Here is a 15,922-nt window from a genome sequence, read left to right on the forward strand (position 1 = left end):
CTACTGAAGGAAAGCCACCTAAGGAATGCGATCCCTGTGCACGCGGCACGCGAGGCCGAATGCGCTGAACATGCGCATGGAGTCGTGGTTCTCTTCGATGCGCCATTCCGGGTGCCATTGCACCGCCAGCGCGAACGAAGGAGAAGCCGCGATGGAATAAGCTTCGATCAAGCCATCATCCGAACGTGCTTCGACTTGCAGTCCAGCCGCCAGGCGATCAATGCCCTGCCCGTGCAGCGAGTTCACTTGTATTTCGCTAGCACCATCGAGGATATGCGCCAGCAAGCCACCCTTTTCGAGCCTGACGCGGTGGGCTGCCGCATATTGCTGCTCCAGCGATTGCGACTTGTCTTCGCGATGGTCAAAGTAGCCTGGCACCGTGTGCACGGCTTGATGCAGCGTTCCGCCCAGCGCCACATTCACTTCCTGGAAGCCGCGGCAAACCGCCAATATCGGAATGCCATGCATCAGCGCAGCGCGGATCAGGGGCAAGGTGGTCTCATCGCGCGCGTGATCTTCCGGCAGCGAGGGGTCAAGGGTTTCCTGCCCATACAGGCTTGCCTGCAAATTGGAGGCAGCGCCGGTCAGCATGATGCCGTTGGCAATGCCAAGCAGGCTTTCAATATCGGTGTTGTCGCCCAAGGGAGGGACCAACAACGGCTGGCAGCGCGCTCCCACAGCCACCGCATCAACGTATTTGTTTTGAGCGGCGTAGCTGGGATGGGAGCCTTTATTCTGGCTGCAGGCGGGGACCAGTACGATGGGGCGGCGCATGTTTAGTTTTTTCGGTAACTATCAGTGTGCAGCTTGATCTTATTCCCAATTTTGGAATGTGGCAACCGTGCAGCGTGATACCCGGTATACTGGTTTTTTACTTTGGAGGTGAATCATGCTGACCCTGAAAGATCCCAGCCTTCTGCGCCAACAGTGCTTTATCGCTGGCCAATGGTGCGATGCCGACGGGGGCGCAACCATCAGCGTCACCAATCCCGCTACCGGCGAAGCCCTTGGCAGCGTGCCGAAAATGGGCGCTGCCGAAACGCGCCGCGCTATCGAAGCCGCGAATGCCGCATGGCCTGAATGGCGCAAGAAGCCAGCCAAGGCGCGCGCCGCCATCCTGCGCAAATGGAATGACCTGATCCTCGCCAACGCCGACGACCTGGCAGCCCTGATGACGGCGGAACAAGGCAAGCCGCTGGCTGAATCCAAAGGCGAAATCGCCTACGCGGCATCCTTCATCGAATGGTTTGGCGAAGAGGCCAAGCGCATTGCCGGCGAAACCCTGGCGTCGCCATGGCCCGACAAGCGCGTAGTGGTTACACGTGAGCCAATTGGCGTCAGTGCGGCGATCACGCCGTGGAACTTCCCGGCCGCGATGATCACGCGCAAAGCCGGACCGGCACTTGCCGCGGGTTGCCCAATGGTGGTGAAGCCGGCGGAACTCACGCCCTTCTCCGCATTGGCATTGGCCGTGCTGGCGGAACGCGCCGGCGTACCGGCTGGCGTGTTCAGCGTGATCACCGGCGCATCGCGCGAGATCGGTGGCGAGATGACCTCCAACCCCATCGTGCGCAAATTGAGTTTCACCGGTTCGACGGCAGTCGGCCGCCTGCTGATGGAACAGTGCGCACCGACGATCAAGAAGCTGTCGCTGGAACTTGGCGGCAACGCACCATTCATCGTGTTCGATGATGCCGACCTGGACGCCGCGGTGGAAGGTGCAATCGCATCCAAATACCGCAACGCCGGCCAAACCTGCGTATGCGCGAACCGCATCTACGTGCAGGATGGCGTGTACGACTCCTTCGCATCGAAACTGGTGGAAGCGGTACGCAAACTCAAAGTCGGCAACGGCGCCGATGACGGCGTGACGCAAGGCCCGCTGATCGAGGAGAAAGCCGTCGTCAAGGTGGAAGAGCATATCGCCGATGCCGTTGGCAAAGGCGCACGCTTGCTGTTAGGCGGCAAACGGCATGACCTGGGCCACAGCTTCTTCCAGCCAACCGTGCTGGCTGACGTGAATACCGACATGCTGGTCGCGCGCGAAGAAACCTTCGGCCCGCTGGCGCCGCTGTTCCGCTTCAAAACCGACGAGGAAGCCGTGGCGCTGGCCAACGACACCGAGTTCGGGCTTGCAGCATACTTCTACTCGCGCGATATCGGCCGTATCTGGCGCGTGGCCGAAGGCTTGGAGAGTGGCATGGTGGGCGTGAATACTGGCCTGATCTCGACCGAAATCGCACCATTCGGCGGCGTCAAGCAATCGGGCCTTGGCCGCGAAGGCTCGACGCACGGCATCGACGACTACCTCGTCATCAAATACATCTGCATGGGCGGCATCTAGCGTGCCTACCCTGCCCGGCGAACGCTGCGTTGTTTCACCACGCCCAACAGGGCCAGGCCTGCAGCCAGCATGGCATAGGTGAACGGCTCGGGAATCGGGATGGTGCCAACCGCGGTCTGTGCCGCGAACTCGAATGACAGGTCTACATAGATTTCGTCGTCCGTGGTATTGGCAAAGCCCAGCCAGAAATTCTCCACATTGGTGCTGCCTGCGCCTGTCGCCAGCTCGACGGTCCGCGTCAGGTACGTCCACAGCTCCGGCTGTCCAGCGGAGCGCATTTCGATCAGCGTGCCGGCCTTGCCCCAGGAGACTGAAAAGTCGGGGTCCTGGCGGATGACCGAGTATTCGGCCGTGCCAGCGACGGTCAAGGCCGCGTTAGGTGCAAGGAAGAACCCAAAGCGCTGATCCAGCCATGCGTTCGCCTTGCCGCCCGGGCCAAGATCGCTGTGGGCATCCGAAACGGCTCCGATGGATCCAGTCATGCCATACATGGCTTGCGCGGACGAATGCGCTGTCGCCAGACCAAGAATATCGTTCGCAGTCCCGGTGACATGACGGCTGTCGGTTTGGGTGTTCAGCGCGACCGTGAGATCCCCGGAAAGGCCGTCCGGACGGAAACTTGCGGCGACACCGTCGTCCGGCTGAAGATCGAGGACGCCGAACTGCAGGTTCGTAACGCGCGCGGTAGCGGTGACACCCGCGTCGGCGGCGGCGCTGGCCGCGACAAGAGCCAGCATTGCACCGGCCAGGAATCTACTGAAAGATGGAATGAGGTTCATTGCAGCCCCCTTTGTCAGCACGATTGTCGGCGCAGTGCGCCCAACAGCATCAAGCCCACGGCAAACATCGCATAAGCCGAAGGCTCAGGAATCGATGAAACGATCATGCCCGCGGCGGCCACGTAGGTATCGACCAGCACCTTCATGTCGCCGTCCGAGGGGTTCGCATACATCAGGAAAAAATTCTCGGACCAACTGTCCCCGCCGCTGTCAGGGGCGGTATCCACGAAGTGGCGGAACACGGTGAAAGTTCCCTCCCACGTCTTGATCAGGGCGGCGGCAGAGACGTAACCGAGGGAATCGTAGGTCCCCACGTCCGTTCTGGCGATGGAGGTGGAGGCTTCACCGCGTACTGTGAGCACGCTGTGCGGCGCGATAGTAACGGTATAGTTACGGAAAACGGACGCACCGGTATCTCCCCCGACGGCCAGGTTGTCATACGCGGCGATGCCAGCTTTCATGCTGCCCACCTGATCATAAGAGAATCCCGCGAACGACGGGCCAGAGGTGTAAAAGACCGTTTCGCTCATCCCCTTGGAGATTGAGCGGATGTCATGGCGTTCCAGCCCACCGGGACTGCGGTCGACAAGGTAGCGGCTGACCATGCCTTCCTCTCCATTGATGGTAATGCCGGCCGCTTGGCCATCGCTCGGCGTCAAGTCGATCACGCCAAACTGCAGATTGCTGATTTGAGACTCCGCGACGACACTAGGATCGGCCGCCGCCATGCCGCAGGCAGCGGCAAGCGCGGTACCGAGCAATTCCTTCCGCACGATATGCAAGACGTTCATTGGTGGACCTCGACAGGTATGGGTTGGGGGCTGTCAGCGCGCCCCAGCGCAATAACCGCAAAGTTGTCCTCGCTTGCATCAAATCAGTAACACTTTCGCAATTATTTCGCAGTCTACCTGTCGGATTTCACCGATGTGCTTTCGTTACCCGTGGACATTACGTGGTTGAAGGTGCAGGCCAGCGTCAATGTGCCGCCATCGGGATCGATCGGTTTTTTGCTTCAGCCCAGCTATATTGCAGCAGGCTATCCAATTCAACGTGCTGGCTTGCCAGTACCAGGCTCGCCATTGAGGCTACGAAGCCGTCAGGGCAATCGCCATTCAAAAGTTGCGACAGACAGGCCGTTACTCGATGCTGAATTTCATTCACCCTTCGAAGCTCAGAAGGATGAGTAAGCTCATTTGTACCTACCTCATAACTATTTCGTCCAGCTACTGTGAGGTTCAAGCTTAGCCTGGCCAGGAATCGAAGCTGACATTCAAGGGGAAGTTCATTAATCCAGGTAGCTTCGTCTGAAATTGTTTGCGCAGGTCTTGTAAGAAAATGGGTGAATCATATTCATGGTTTGCCAAACCATCTGGCTGCAATGGCAGCAGCGTTGCTTCTTTTGCTGGAGGAGTCGCTGGCCCAGGCAACGATACCGTCAGGACGTATCAACAGCGCGCTTAAATCCAGTCGCTCCTTTGCGGAACTCGCGACGTAGCGAATGCTATCGCCCCAGCGAGCGGCAATCTCCTTGAGCGAGTCGTCCCCGTCGAAGTCGAGCAAAACCCCCTGCCCTTTTCGAAGGTGCATGTTCAGCCTCGTTCCGTCGGCAAGCTCGAAATCTGGCGCGCTACGGCCAGCCAGCGGGTGAGCGTCTCCGAGATCGTAGCGGGTTTCGACGCCCCAAACACGTCCGGCGAAATAGGTCGCGCCATCATTCGTCTGAATCAAGTCGCGGATGATCGCTTCCAGCGCACGCGAACTCGGGCCAGGACGCATCAATCCTACCTGCGCACGGGACCAGTCGAGGATTCGTGCGCCTTCCGGATGCCGTTCGCGTTCGTAACTGTCAAGCAGATCGGCTGGAGCGGTTCCATGCAATGTCGCTGCAAGCTTCCAGCCCAGGTTCATTGCGTCGCCAAGCCCGAGGTTCAGCCCCTGCCCGCCAAGCGGCGAATGTATGTGCGCTGCGTCGCCGGCCAACAGCACACGGTCTTTCTTGTATTCCGTTGCCTGGTAAGCGCGGTCGGTCCAGGTAGCGGCAAGTTCGAGCTCCGTTACCCTGACGTCGGCGCCGGAAACCTTGCGTAGCACAGTCTCGACATGCTCTCGCGTGATTGGAACGGTGCGATGGAAAGCGCCTCCGTCAAAGTCGACCATGCCGAGCGTGCCGGGTGCTGCGTAGACATACATTCCTGTCGCCGTGTAATGGCGGCCGGGTTTGAGAATGCCCGGTTCAGCAAGCGTGACCTTGGCCGAGTAGCCTGTGAACTCAGGATCAGTGCCGCTAAACCCGATTCGCGCCAACTTGCGCACCGCGCTGCGGCCCCCGTCGCAGCCGACAAGCCACTGCCCTCGAAACTCGCGGCCTCCTGCGAAGACAGTTACGCCAGCTTCGGACTGCTTGAAATCTTCTACGCCGTAACCTCGCAATATCTCGACGCCCAGCTTGTTCGCGCGCGCAGCGAGAACCGCTTCGATACTTGCCATGTCTGTAGCGACAGTGCTGACCTGCCCCGGCAGACGGTACTGCCACTGCATGCTGTCAACCTGGTCGTGGAAAAATTGGATGCCGGCGAAGTGACCTGCGGGACGGCGCGGCTGCTGCAACCAGTGCGCGGCGGCCGGCGCGTCGCGGCTGACTGCACGCTCCTCGATTGGACGCAGCAGGTCGCGGCGGTCCAGGCTTTCGATGGTCGGTACGGTAAGGCCACGCAGCCCGAATGGGAGTTCCTTCAGCGGGCTGTATGGCTCTTGCGCCTGCTCCAGGATGAGCACTGAGCTGCCGGCCATGCGCAACTCGCAGGCGAGAAACAGGCCAACAGGACCAGCGCCTGCAATCAGGACGTCGTGGGAATTGAGTTTGGGGGTATGCATGTCGAGGCTCCTTTGTCGATGTTCGACCGGAGCGTTTCCTAGCTTGGACTCCGCACGGACGAACAATTGGACGCCAGGTGGCGTCAAATATTCGTCGCGGGGATCTCATGCAAGGGCCAAAGACCAGAGCTTTCGTTACCGAAAGGACTTGGGCTTACCAAACCAAGTCTGCCTTTTCCGACAAGGCGGAATATAGCATTAGCTTTAGAAGGCGGTCAATGCTTTGAAAACCGGTAAACCAGGGTCCGACCCATAGGGTCAGACCCGCCAGGGCTACTGTCTGCGATTCTTTTGGCTTTGCGATTTGCTGCTAGACGTGCAGGAGGAGGTGCTCGCGCTCCCAGGGGCTGATCACGCGCATGAATTCCTGGTGCTCGAGGTCTTTCACAGCGGCGTAGACGTCGATGAAACGCTCGCCCAACACCTGGTGCAGCTTTTCTTCCGCCCGTAGCGCGCGCAGTGCTTCGGGCAAGCCTTGCGGCAGTTCGTACTTCATATCATAAGCGCTGCCGGACGTTGGCGCGGTGGGTTCGATCCGTTCGGTCATGCCGAGGTAGCCACAGGCCAGCGTGACCGCCAGCGCGAGGTAGGGATTGGCGTCGGCGCCGATGATGCGGTTTTCAATGCGCCGGTCCTGCACGCCCGATTCCGGCACGCGGAAGCCTACCGTGCGGTTGTCGGTGCCCCATTGGATATTGATCGGTGCGGCCGTGTGCCGCACAAGCCGGCGGTAGGAATTCACATACGGCGCGGCGATCGCCAGCGCGGCGGGCATGTAGCGCTGCAGGCCGCCGATGTAGAACTTGAACAGTTGCGACGGTGCGCCGTCGGCGTCGCTGAAGATGTTCTTGCGCGTGCGTGCATCGAGTACGCTCTGGTGTACGTGCATCGCTGATCCGGGCTCGCCAGCCATGGGCTTGGCCATGAAGGTGGCGTACATGTGGTGCTTGATGGCGGCTTCGCGCAGCGTGCGCTTGAAATAAAACACATTGTCGGCAAGGCCCAGCGGTTCGCCGTGCAGGAAGTTGATTTCCATCTGGCCGGCGCCGATTTCATGGATCAGCGTGTCGACGTCGAGTCCCATCATGTCACAGTAGTCGTAGATGTCTTCGAACAGCGGGTCGAATTCATTCACCGCGTCGATGCTGTAGACCTGACGGCTGGTTTCGGCGCGGCCGCTGCGGCCGATGGGCGCCTTTAGCGGCAGGTCGGGGTCGGAGTTCTTGTCGGTCAGGTAGAACTCCAGCTCGGGCGCTACGATGGGGCACCAGCCCTTGTCTTCGTACAGCTTGAGCACGCGCCGCAGCACGGAGCGTGGCGCGAAGTCGACCAGGCGGCCATCGGCGAAGTAGCAATCGTGGATGACTTGTGCTGTGGGGTCGGCAGCCCAGGGCACCATGGTGATGGTGCTGGGGTCGGCCTTCAGCACCATGTCGCGGTCGGTGGGCGAGATGGCGCGGTCGTAGGCGGCATCGTCTTGCGGCGAATTGCCGGTGACGGTCATGCCGAGCACGGCCTCCGGGATGCGCATGCCCCGTACTTCGGTGAATTTAGCCCTCGGCAGTATCTTGCCGCGTGCGACGCCGGTCAGGTCCGGCACCAGACATTCAATTTCGGTGACCCGTTTATCGTTGAGCCACTCATCCATGTCCGTGTAGGTAAAGTTGTCACGGATTGCCATGATGCGCTCCCATAACAACTCTACCACGGGCGGGTTTTACGCGGTTTCCTCCACGCGTACTTCGCTCAGCAGTTTCTTCAGCTCCGGCACGCAGGAACCGCAATTCCCGCCGGCTTTCACACAGGCGGTGATCTGTGCCGGCGTAGTCAGGTTCTGCTCGCGGATCGCTTTGCAGATCGTATTGCGGCCGACGCCGAAGCAGGAGCATACCGTTGGCCCAGTGTCGGCGCCTGCCGCAATCGGGCGGCCAGCCAGCAGCGCTGCGCGGTCGGCCAGTTCCAGTTGCGCCTTGTCGAACAGGCTGGCCAGCCATTGGCGGGCCGGCAGGTCCGGGCGGGCCGAGATGAAGATGCACTGCGCAATGCGGTCGTCGACCAGGTGCACGGCGCGGAATACACCGGAGGTGCGGTCGGCGTATTCCAGCCAGTCGGCATCGTCGTCCTGGATGCCGAGCAGCTGGCGCGCCCAGGTGCCGAAATCTTCGATCGCATTGCGGCCGGCCAGTTCGTAGCGCTGGAAGTCCTTGCCCTGCACCTTGGTCCAGTAGGCCAGTGCATCAAGCTCCAGCCCTTCGCGGCTCAGGATAAAGCCGTGCCATTTGACCGGGAAGCGGTCGACCATCACGGGCGTGTGCTTGAACTCCGGCTCGCCGGAGACTGGGTCGACCACAGGATTCACCACGGCTCCGACGCGGGCGTCGGAAGCGGTCTGGTTGTTCCAGTGAATCGGCACGAAGACGCTGCCGCGAGCAATGCCGCCGCCGTGCTGGACGCGGGCGATCATGCTACCCCATTGGCTGGTGACGCGCGCCAGCTCGCCTTCCTTCACACCGCACAGCAGTGCATCCTGCGGGTGCATGTCGATGAAGGATTCCGGGATATGGTCGGCCAGCTTCGGTGCGCGGCCGGTGCGGGTCATTGTGTGCCAGTGGTCGCGCACGCGGCCGGTGTTGAGGGTGATCGGGAATTCGCCGTCCGGCAGGTTGGCCGGTGCGCGCGGCACTGTGGCGACGAAACGCGCGCGGCCGTCGGCGTGCGAGAAGCGGCCATCCGCGAATGGGCGGCTGGCTGGCGGTGCGTCGGTGGATGCAATCGCCGGCCATTGCGTCGGCTGCAGTGCATCGTAGGCCGCTTCACCCAGCGTGGCAAGACCGCCGATGTTGAAGGCGCGCGGCAGTTCGCTGTCGCTATTGCGCCAGGCGCTCAGGCGAGCATGTTCGGTGAAGATCTCGGCGGCGCTGGAGTAGCCAAAGCCATCGTAGCCCATGCGCAGCGCGAACTGCGACAGGATCAGCCAGTCCGCCCTCGCCTCGCCCGGCGCAAGCAGGAAGGCGCGCTGACGCGAGATGCGGCGCTCGGAGTTGGTGACCGTGCCGTCCTTTTCGCCCCAGGCCAACGCGGGCAGCAGGACGTCGGCGTAGGCATTGGTGTCGGTATCTCGCACCACGTCGGACACCACAACCAGTTCGCAGCGCTCCAGCGCGCGGCGCACCTGGTCGGCGTTTGGCAGGCTGACCACCGGGTTGGTGGCGATCACCCACACCGCCTTCACGCGTCCGGCTTCAATGGCTTCGAACAGGTCGACGGCCTTCAGGCCGGGCTTCGATGCAATGCGAGGCGATTCCCAGAATGTCTGCACGGCGTCGCGGTGCGCGGCGTTGTCCAGGTCCATGTGCGCTGCCAGCATATTGGCCAGGCCGCCCACTTCGCGGCCGCCCATGGCGTTGGGCTGGCCGGTGATGGAGAACGGGCCCATGCCCTGCTTGCCGATGCGGCCGCCGATCAGGTGGCAGTTGATGATGCTGTTCACCTTGTCGGTGCCGGCGCTGGACTGGTTGACGCCCATCGAGAAGCCGGTGATCACTTTCGCCGTCGCGGCGAAGGATTCGTAGAACTCCATCAGGTCCTGCAGGTTGAGGCGGCATGCGCGCGCGACCTCTTCCGGCGTCAGCGTGGCCACTGCCAAAGCGTCTTCCAGGCCGTTGGTATGAGCGGCCACGAACTCCGGATCGACGGCACCGATGCGCGACAGGTAACCCAGCAGGCCATTGAAGAGCCAGACGTCGGTTCCCGGCTTGATTGGCAGGTGCAGGTCGGCCAGCTCGCAGGTGGCGGTGCGGCGCGGGTCGACCACGACGATCTTCAGATTCGGGCGCGCTTCCTTGGCGCGCGTCAGGCGCTGGAACAGGATCGGGTGGCACCAGGCCAGGTTGGAGCCGACCAGCACCACCATGTCGGCGTGGTCGATGTCCTCGTAGTTGACCGGCACCACGTCTTCGCCGAAGGCCCGTTTGTGGCCTGCCACGGCGGACGACATGCACAGGCGGGAATTGGTATCGATGTTGGCGCTGCCGATATAGCCTTTAATCAGCTTGTTGGCGACGTAGTAGTCCTCGGTCAGCAACTGGCCGGAGACGTAGAAGGCCACGGCATCAGGGCCGTGTTCGTCGATGATGGCGCTCCATTTATCGGCCACATGGTCCAGCGCCTCCCCCCAGGCTACGCGCTGCAGCGAGCCATCGCCGCCCCGCTCGCGCATCATCGGATAAAGCAGCCGTCCTTCGAGGCCGATCGTCTCACCCAGCGCCGAGCCCTTCACGCACAAGCGCCCCTGGTTGGCGGGATGCGCGGCATCGCCGGCAATCTCGAACCCGCCTTCCGCACGCGGCGTCGCCGTGACACCGCAACCCACACCACAATAGGCGCACGTCGTCTTAATCATGAATTCACGCAGCCTGCGCGCAAAGCGCCTGCCCAAACAAAAGATGGTTGCGCATCGACGAAATGTCGGTGCGGTTCTGGATCAGGTCAAAGTACCAGGGGCCGTCCTGCACGTCGCCATACAGCACGGCGCCGGTGATGCGGCCGCCGTCGAGCACCAGGCGCTTGTAGACGCCGCGCCGCGGGTCTCGCAGCACCAGGTCCTCGCTGCCTTCACCGCCGATGAAGTCGCCAACCGAGTACAGGTCGACGCCGGTCACCTTCAGGCGGGTCGGCGTTACCTGCTGCACGTAACGGCGGTGGCCATTGCCTGCCAGGTGGGCGGCGCAGACGCGCGCCTGTTCCCAGATCGGCGCCACCAGGCCGAAGGTGGCGCGGCGGTGCTGCACGCATTCGCCCACGGCGTAAATGCGCGGATCGAAGCTTTGCAGCGTATCGTCCACCACAATGGCGCGTTCGCAATGCAGGCCGCTGCGCTTGGCCAGTTCGATATTCGGGCGTACGCCGGCGGTCATCACCACCAGGTCGGCCGGGATTTCGCTGCCGTCGGCAAAGCGCACGGCGGTCACGCGGTCGGGGCCGACGATTTCGCTGGTCTGCGCTTCCATGCGGAAGGCCAGGCCCTTCGCTTCCAGCGCCTTTTGCAGCAGTTGTGCAGCAGGCTTGTCCAGTTGCTGGTTCATCAGCGAGTCAGTCACGTGCACGACGGTGACCTGCATGCCCTGGCGCTGCAGGCCATTGGCTGCTTCCAGGCCGAGCAGGCCGCCACCGATAACGACTGCGTGACGGTGATTGCGCGCCGCCTCCAGCATCTGTTCGACGTCGTTGATGTCTCGGAAGGCCAGCACGCCAGGCAGCTCATGGCCCGGCACCGGGATGATGAACGGGCGCGAGCCGGTCGCGATCAGCAGGCGGTCATAGCGCACCTCGAGGCCGGAACGGGCGCGCACCAGGCGGCGCTTGCGGTCGATGAATTCGACCGCGTCGCCGGCGTGCAGGGTGATGCGGTTCTGTTCGTACCACTCGCGGGTGTTCAGCATGATGTCGTCGACCGTCTTTTCGCCCGCCAGCACCGGCGACAACAGGATGCGGTTGTAGTTGCCGTGCGGTTCGGCGCCAAAGACGGTGATGTCGTACATGTCCGGCGCGAGCTTGAGCAGCTCCTCGACCGTGCGCATGCCGGCCATGCCGTTGCCGATGACAACCAGCGCGGGTTTCATGCCCCGACCCAGACCTTTCCGCCTTCGATGCGTGCGGGCCAGGTCGGCACCGAGTGTTCCGGCGCTTCCAGGCATTCACCGGTCTGCAGGTCGAAATGGTGCTTGTAGATCGGCGAGGCAACGACGAGGCGCTCGCCCAGGTTGCCGACCAGGCCGCGCGACAGCACGGAGGCGTCCGAGTTCGGATCGTAGTTGCCGATGGCGAAGACGCGCGGCTCGCTGCCGTCGTTCAGGTGGAACACGGCGACCTGCTGGCCCTGCAGCAAGGCGCAGACACCGGTGTTCGGGACGATCTGGTCAACGTCGCAGATGGCGGTCCAGGCGGAGGCGGATTGGTCACGATGCATGGCTAGTCTCCTTATGCGATGGCTTTGATTGGGATGCGCTTGCGTTCTTCCACAGTGGCGGGGCGGATCTGGCCGCGCTCTTCCATGAAGACCACGTTGCTGTCTGCTTCCGGGCTGTTGACGAAGTGGCGGAAGCGGGCGCGCGTTTCAGGATTGTTGACGGCTTCCTTCCACTCGCAGGCGTAGGTATCGACCACGCGCTGCATGTCTTCTTCCATTTCGGCGTTGATGCCCAGCTTGTCGTTGATGATCACGTCCTTCAGGTAATCCAGGCCGCCTTCCAGGTTCTCGCGCCAGGTGCTGGTGCGCTGCAGGCGGTCGGCGGTACGGCTGTACAACATCAGGAAGCGGTCGACGTAGGCCACCAGGGTTGCCTTGTCCAGGTCGGAAGCGAGCAGCTCGGCATGGCGCGGCTTCATGCCGCCGTTGCCGCACACGTACAGGTTCCAGCCCTTCTCGGTGGCGATGATGCCGACGTCCTTGCCCTGCGCTTCGGCGCACTCGCGGGTGCAGCCGGACACGCCGAACTTGATCTTGTGCGGGGTGCGCAGGCCTTTGTAGCGGTTCTCCAGCTCAATCGCCAGGCCGACCGAATCACCGACGCCATAGCGGCACCAAGTGGAGCCGACGCAGGACTTCACGGTACGCAGCGACTTGCCGTAGGCGTGGCCCGTTTCGAAGCCGGCTTCGATCAGTTCTTCCCAGATCGCGGGCAACTGGTCGACGCGGGCGCCGAACAGGTCAACACGCTGGCCGCCAGTAATCTTGGTGTACAGGCCGTACTTCTTGGCCACCTGGCCAACGGCGATCAGGCCTTCCGGCGTCACTTCGCCGCCCGGCATGCGCGGCACCACCGAATAGGTGCCATCTTTCTGGATATTGCCCAGGAAGTAGTCGTTCGAATCCTGCAGGCTGGCGTGCTCTTTCTTCAGCACGAAATCGTTCCAGCAGGTGGCGAAGATGCTCGCCGCCAGCGGCTTGCAGACATCACAGCCCATGCCCTTGCCGTGGCGTGCCAGCAGGTCTTCGAAGGACTTGATCTGGCCGACGCGGATCAGGTGGAACAGTTCCTGGCGCGAATGCGGGAAGTGTTCGCAGACGTGGTTGTTCACGTCCATGCCCAGCTTCTTCATCTCGGCCTTCATGATCTGCGTCACCAGGGGCACGCAGCCGCCGCAGGAGGTGCCGGCGTTGCAGCACTGCTTGATGGCGCCGATGCTGGTGGCGCCGCCTGCAACAGCCTCGCAGATCGCGCCTTTCGACACGTCGTTGCAGGAGCAGATCTGGGCGCCGGCCGGCAGGGCATCCACGCCCAAGCCCGGCTTGGCGGCGCCGTCGGATTGCGGCAGGATCAGGAATTCCGGCGCTTCCGGCAATTCGATCTTGTTCAGCATCATTTGCAGCAGGGTGCCGTATTCGCCGGCATCGCCCACCATCACGCCACCCAGCAGGTACTTGCCGCAGTCGGAGACCACGATCTTCTTGTAGACCTGCTTGCGTTCATCGGTAAATTGGTAGCTGCGCGCACCTTCCGCCTTGGCGTGCGGATCGCCGATGCTGGCCACGTCCACGCCCATCAGCTTCAGCTTGGTGCTCATGTCGGCGCCGGTGAATTCAGCTTCGGTGTCGCCGCTGATGTGGCGCGCGGTAACGCGGGCCATGTCGTAGCCCGGTGCCACCAGGCCGTACACCATGCCGTTCCACAGTGCGCACTCGCCGATCGCGTACACATCCGGATCGCTGGTCTGGCAGTGGTTGTTGATGGCGATGCCGCCGCGCGGACCGACTTCCAGGCCGCATTCGCGTGCCAGGTAGTCGCGCGGGCGAATACCGGCGGAGAACACGATCATGTCGGCGTCCAGCGAAGTGCCGTCGGCGAACTGCATGCGGTGGGTGCCGGCCTCGCCGTCCACGATGGCGGTGGTGTTCTTGCCGGTGTGGACGGTCACGCCCAGGTCTTCGATCTTCTTGCGCAACACGCGGCCGCCGCCATCGTCGACCTGCACTGCCATCAGGCGCGGGGCAAATTCAACGACGTGGGTTTCCAGGCCCATGTCCTTCAGCGCCTTGGCGCACTCCAGGCCGAGCAGGCCGCCGCCGATCACCACGCCGGTTTTCGAGCGGGCGCCGCATTCCTGCATGGCTTCCAGGTCTTCGATGGTGCGGTAGACGAAGCAGTCCTTGCGGTCCTTGCCTTCCAGCGGCGGCACGAAGGGGAAAGAACCGGTGGCGATCACCAGCTTGTCGTAGGCCAGCACTTCGCCGCTGTTGCTGGTGACGGTGCGTGCGGCGCGGTCGATCGCGACGGCACGGCCGTTCAGCTTCAGGACCATGTCGTCGCGGTCGAAGAAGCCCGGCTCCACCAGGGACAGCTCGTCGGCGCTCTTGCCGCTGAAGAATTCCGACAGGTGCACGCGGTCATATGCCGGGCGCGGTTCTTCGCACAGGATGGTGACTTGCGCGCTGCCTGCCGGCAGGGATTTCAGGAACTGGTGGCCAACCATGCCGTGGCCGATGACGACGATCTTCTTCATGCTGCTGCTCCTGCAATGGCGTTTTCTTTTACGGTGGATTCGCTGAAACGTGCGGCCAGCGCGCACAGGGCGGAGACGGCGACGAACACACCCAGGATCCACAGGGTTTGCTGGGTATTGCCGATGCCTTTCAGCAGGAAGCCTGCGGCCACTGCGCCTACGTTGCCGCCGGCGCCGATGATGCCGGCCACGCCGCCCAGGGCGCGCTTGTCGACGAAAGGCACCAGCGCATACGTCGCGCCGCAGGCCATGTGGGTGAACAGGCCGAATACCAGCATGGCGATCACGGCGAGGGTCACGCTGTCCGCCTTGGCGAAGAACATCAGGCCGATGCCTTCGCCGATCATCATGGCGAACAGCAGGGTGACGCGGCTATTAAGGCTGCCGCGGGCGGCTGCCTTGTCCGAGACATAGCCGCCCAGGGCGCGGGCGAACAGCGCCAGCAGGCCGAAGCTGCCAGCCGCCAGGCCGGCTTGCGGCAGCGTGAGCTTGAAGGTGTCGACGTAATAAGTGGCGGCGATGTTGTGGATGAAGATCTCCACGCCGAAGCAGGCGCCGTAGGTGATGAACAGCAGCCACACACGGTAGTTGGCAGCAGCCAGCTTGAAGCTCGACCAGCCGCCCTTCTTGCCGCCTTCCAGCTCGACGCCGGCAGCGCGCAGCTCGGCGTAGTTGCCTTCCGGGCAGTCCTGGGTGAAGCGGTAGTAGACAAAAGCCATGACCAGCATCAGCACGCCCGGCACCACCAGGGCAGCGCGCCAGCCCATGGTTTCGTTCACGCCCAGCATGACCATGGCGGCCATGATCATCGGCATGGTGGACTGCACCACGCCGCCGCCGGCGTTGCCCCAGCCAGCTGCGGCCGCGTTGGCGGTGCCGACCACGTTCGGCGCAAACATGACCGAGGTGTGATATTGGGTGATGACGAAGCTGGCGCCGACCGCGCCGATCAGGAGGCGGAAGAACAGGAAGCTCTCATAGGTCTGCGCAGCGGCCACGCCCAGCACAGGGATGGCGCCCAGCAGCAGCAGGCCGGTGTAGGCCTTGCGCGGGCCGTAGCGGTCGCACAGCGGGCCGATGATCAGGCGCACGACGATGGTGATCGCCACTGCCGCGATATTGATATTGGCGATCTGCGCCGGGGTCAGGCCGAACTCGCCTTTAATCACCGGCATCAGCGGCGCGCAGGCGAACCACGCGAAGAAGCAGACGAAGAAGGCCATCCACGTGAGGTGGAAGGCACGCATCTGCGGCGTTGAGAACGAAAACAGTTTGATGCTGGTCGCTTTGGCCATGTCGTTATCCCTGAAAACAAAAAGGCGTCCGCACAGCCGCTGCCGATCGAATCGTGTCGAAGGTAGCGCTGCGCGGACGCCGTTGTCCGGTTTTGCCGATCCTCCGTTAGACCGACCCTTTACCTATT

Annotated in this window: 11 protein-coding genes; 1 reads left to right on the forward strand and 10 read right to left on the reverse strand. The window is 62.6% G+C overall.

Annotated elements, in window-relative coordinates; all coding sequences use genetic code 11:
• Positions 1-18 precede the first annotated feature (18 nt).
• Entirely contained in the window at positions 19-774 is a 756-nt protein-coding gene (locus ACN9MU_RS29515) for a gamma-glutamyl-gamma-aminobutyrate hydrolase family protein (RefSeq protein WP_426336508.1), read from the reverse strand.
• Positions 775-889: 115 nt separating this feature from the next.
• On the opposite strand from ACN9MU_RS29515, the gene gabD reads away from it, so the two are divergent.
• Entirely contained in the window at positions 890-2,344 is a 1,455-nt protein-coding gene (gabD, locus tag ACN9MU_RS29520; protein ID WP_426343854.1) for an NADP-dependent succinate-semialdehyde dehydrogenase, read from the forward strand.
• Positions 2,345-2,349: 5 nt separating this feature from the next.
• Here the strand turns inward: gabD and ACN9MU_RS29525 are convergent, their stop codons facing one another.
• The 9 genes from ACN9MU_RS29525 to ACN9MU_RS29565 all read right to left on the reverse strand — a co-directional run bounded on the left by ACN9MU_RS29525 (position 2,350) and on the right by ACN9MU_RS29565 (position 15,794).
• Positions 2,350-3,123: a hypothetical protein gene (locus ACN9MU_RS29525; RefSeq protein ID WP_426165459.1), complete on the reverse strand. Its 774-nt coding sequence runs from the start codon at positions 3,121-3,123 to the stop codon at positions 2,350-2,352.
• Positions 3,124-3,137: 14 nt separating this feature from the next.
• Complete coding sequence (locus ACN9MU_RS29530) at positions 3,138-3,914, reverse strand: PEP-CTERM sorting domain-containing protein (protein ID WP_426165461.1); 777 nt, start codon at positions 3,912-3,914, stop codon at positions 3,138-3,140.
• Between the two features lie 559 nt (positions 3,915-4,473).
• A complete protein-coding gene (locus ACN9MU_RS29535; RefSeq protein ID WP_426165463.1) occupies positions 4,474-5,997 on the reverse strand; it encodes an FAD-dependent monooxygenase in 1,524 nt (507 codons plus the stop codon).
• Positions 5,998-6,307: 310 nt separating this feature from the next.
• The gene (locus tag ACN9MU_RS29540; protein WP_426343855.1) at positions 6,308-7,678 is read right to left on the reverse strand and encodes a glutamine synthetase family protein; all 1,371 of its coding nucleotides are present in this window, start codon (positions 7,676-7,678) and stop codon (positions 6,308-6,310) included.
• A 36-nt stretch (positions 7,679-7,714) separates the two neighbouring features.
• A complete protein-coding gene (locus ACN9MU_RS29545; protein WP_426165467.1) occupies positions 7,715-10,399 on the reverse strand; it encodes a molybdopterin-dependent oxidoreductase in 2,685 nt (894 codons plus the stop codon).
• A 4-nt stretch (positions 10,400-10,403) separates the two neighbouring features.
• Complete coding sequence (locus tag ACN9MU_RS29550; protein ID WP_426165469.1) at positions 10,404-11,618, reverse strand: NAD(P)/FAD-dependent oxidoreductase; 1,215 nt, start codon at positions 11,616-11,618, stop codon at positions 10,404-10,406.
• Positions 11,615-11,965, reverse strand: a complete 351-nt coding sequence (gene nirD, locus ACN9MU_RS29555; RefSeq protein ID WP_426165471.1) for a nitrite reductase small subunit NirD — start codon at positions 11,963-11,965, stop codon at positions 11,615-11,617. The genes ACN9MU_RS29550 and nirD overlap by 4 nt, the downstream gene beginning before the upstream one ends.
• A gap of 11 nt (positions 11,966-11,976) precedes the next feature.
• Entirely contained in the window at positions 11,977-14,499 is a 2,523-nt protein-coding gene (gene nirB, locus ACN9MU_RS29560) for a nitrite reductase large subunit NirB (protein ID WP_426165473.1), read from the reverse strand.
• Positions 14,496-15,794, reverse strand: a complete 1,299-nt coding sequence (locus tag ACN9MU_RS29565; RefSeq protein ID WP_426343856.1) for an MFS transporter — start codon at positions 15,792-15,794, stop codon at positions 14,496-14,498. The genes nirB and ACN9MU_RS29565 overlap by 4 nt, the downstream gene beginning before the upstream one ends.
• Positions 15,795-15,922: the final 128 nt, after the last annotated feature.

It is taken from the genome of Pseudoduganella sp. R-32, from assembly GCF_049913245.1.
GTDB lineage: Bacteria > Pseudomonadota > Gammaproteobacteria > Burkholderiales > Burkholderiaceae_D > Rugamonas.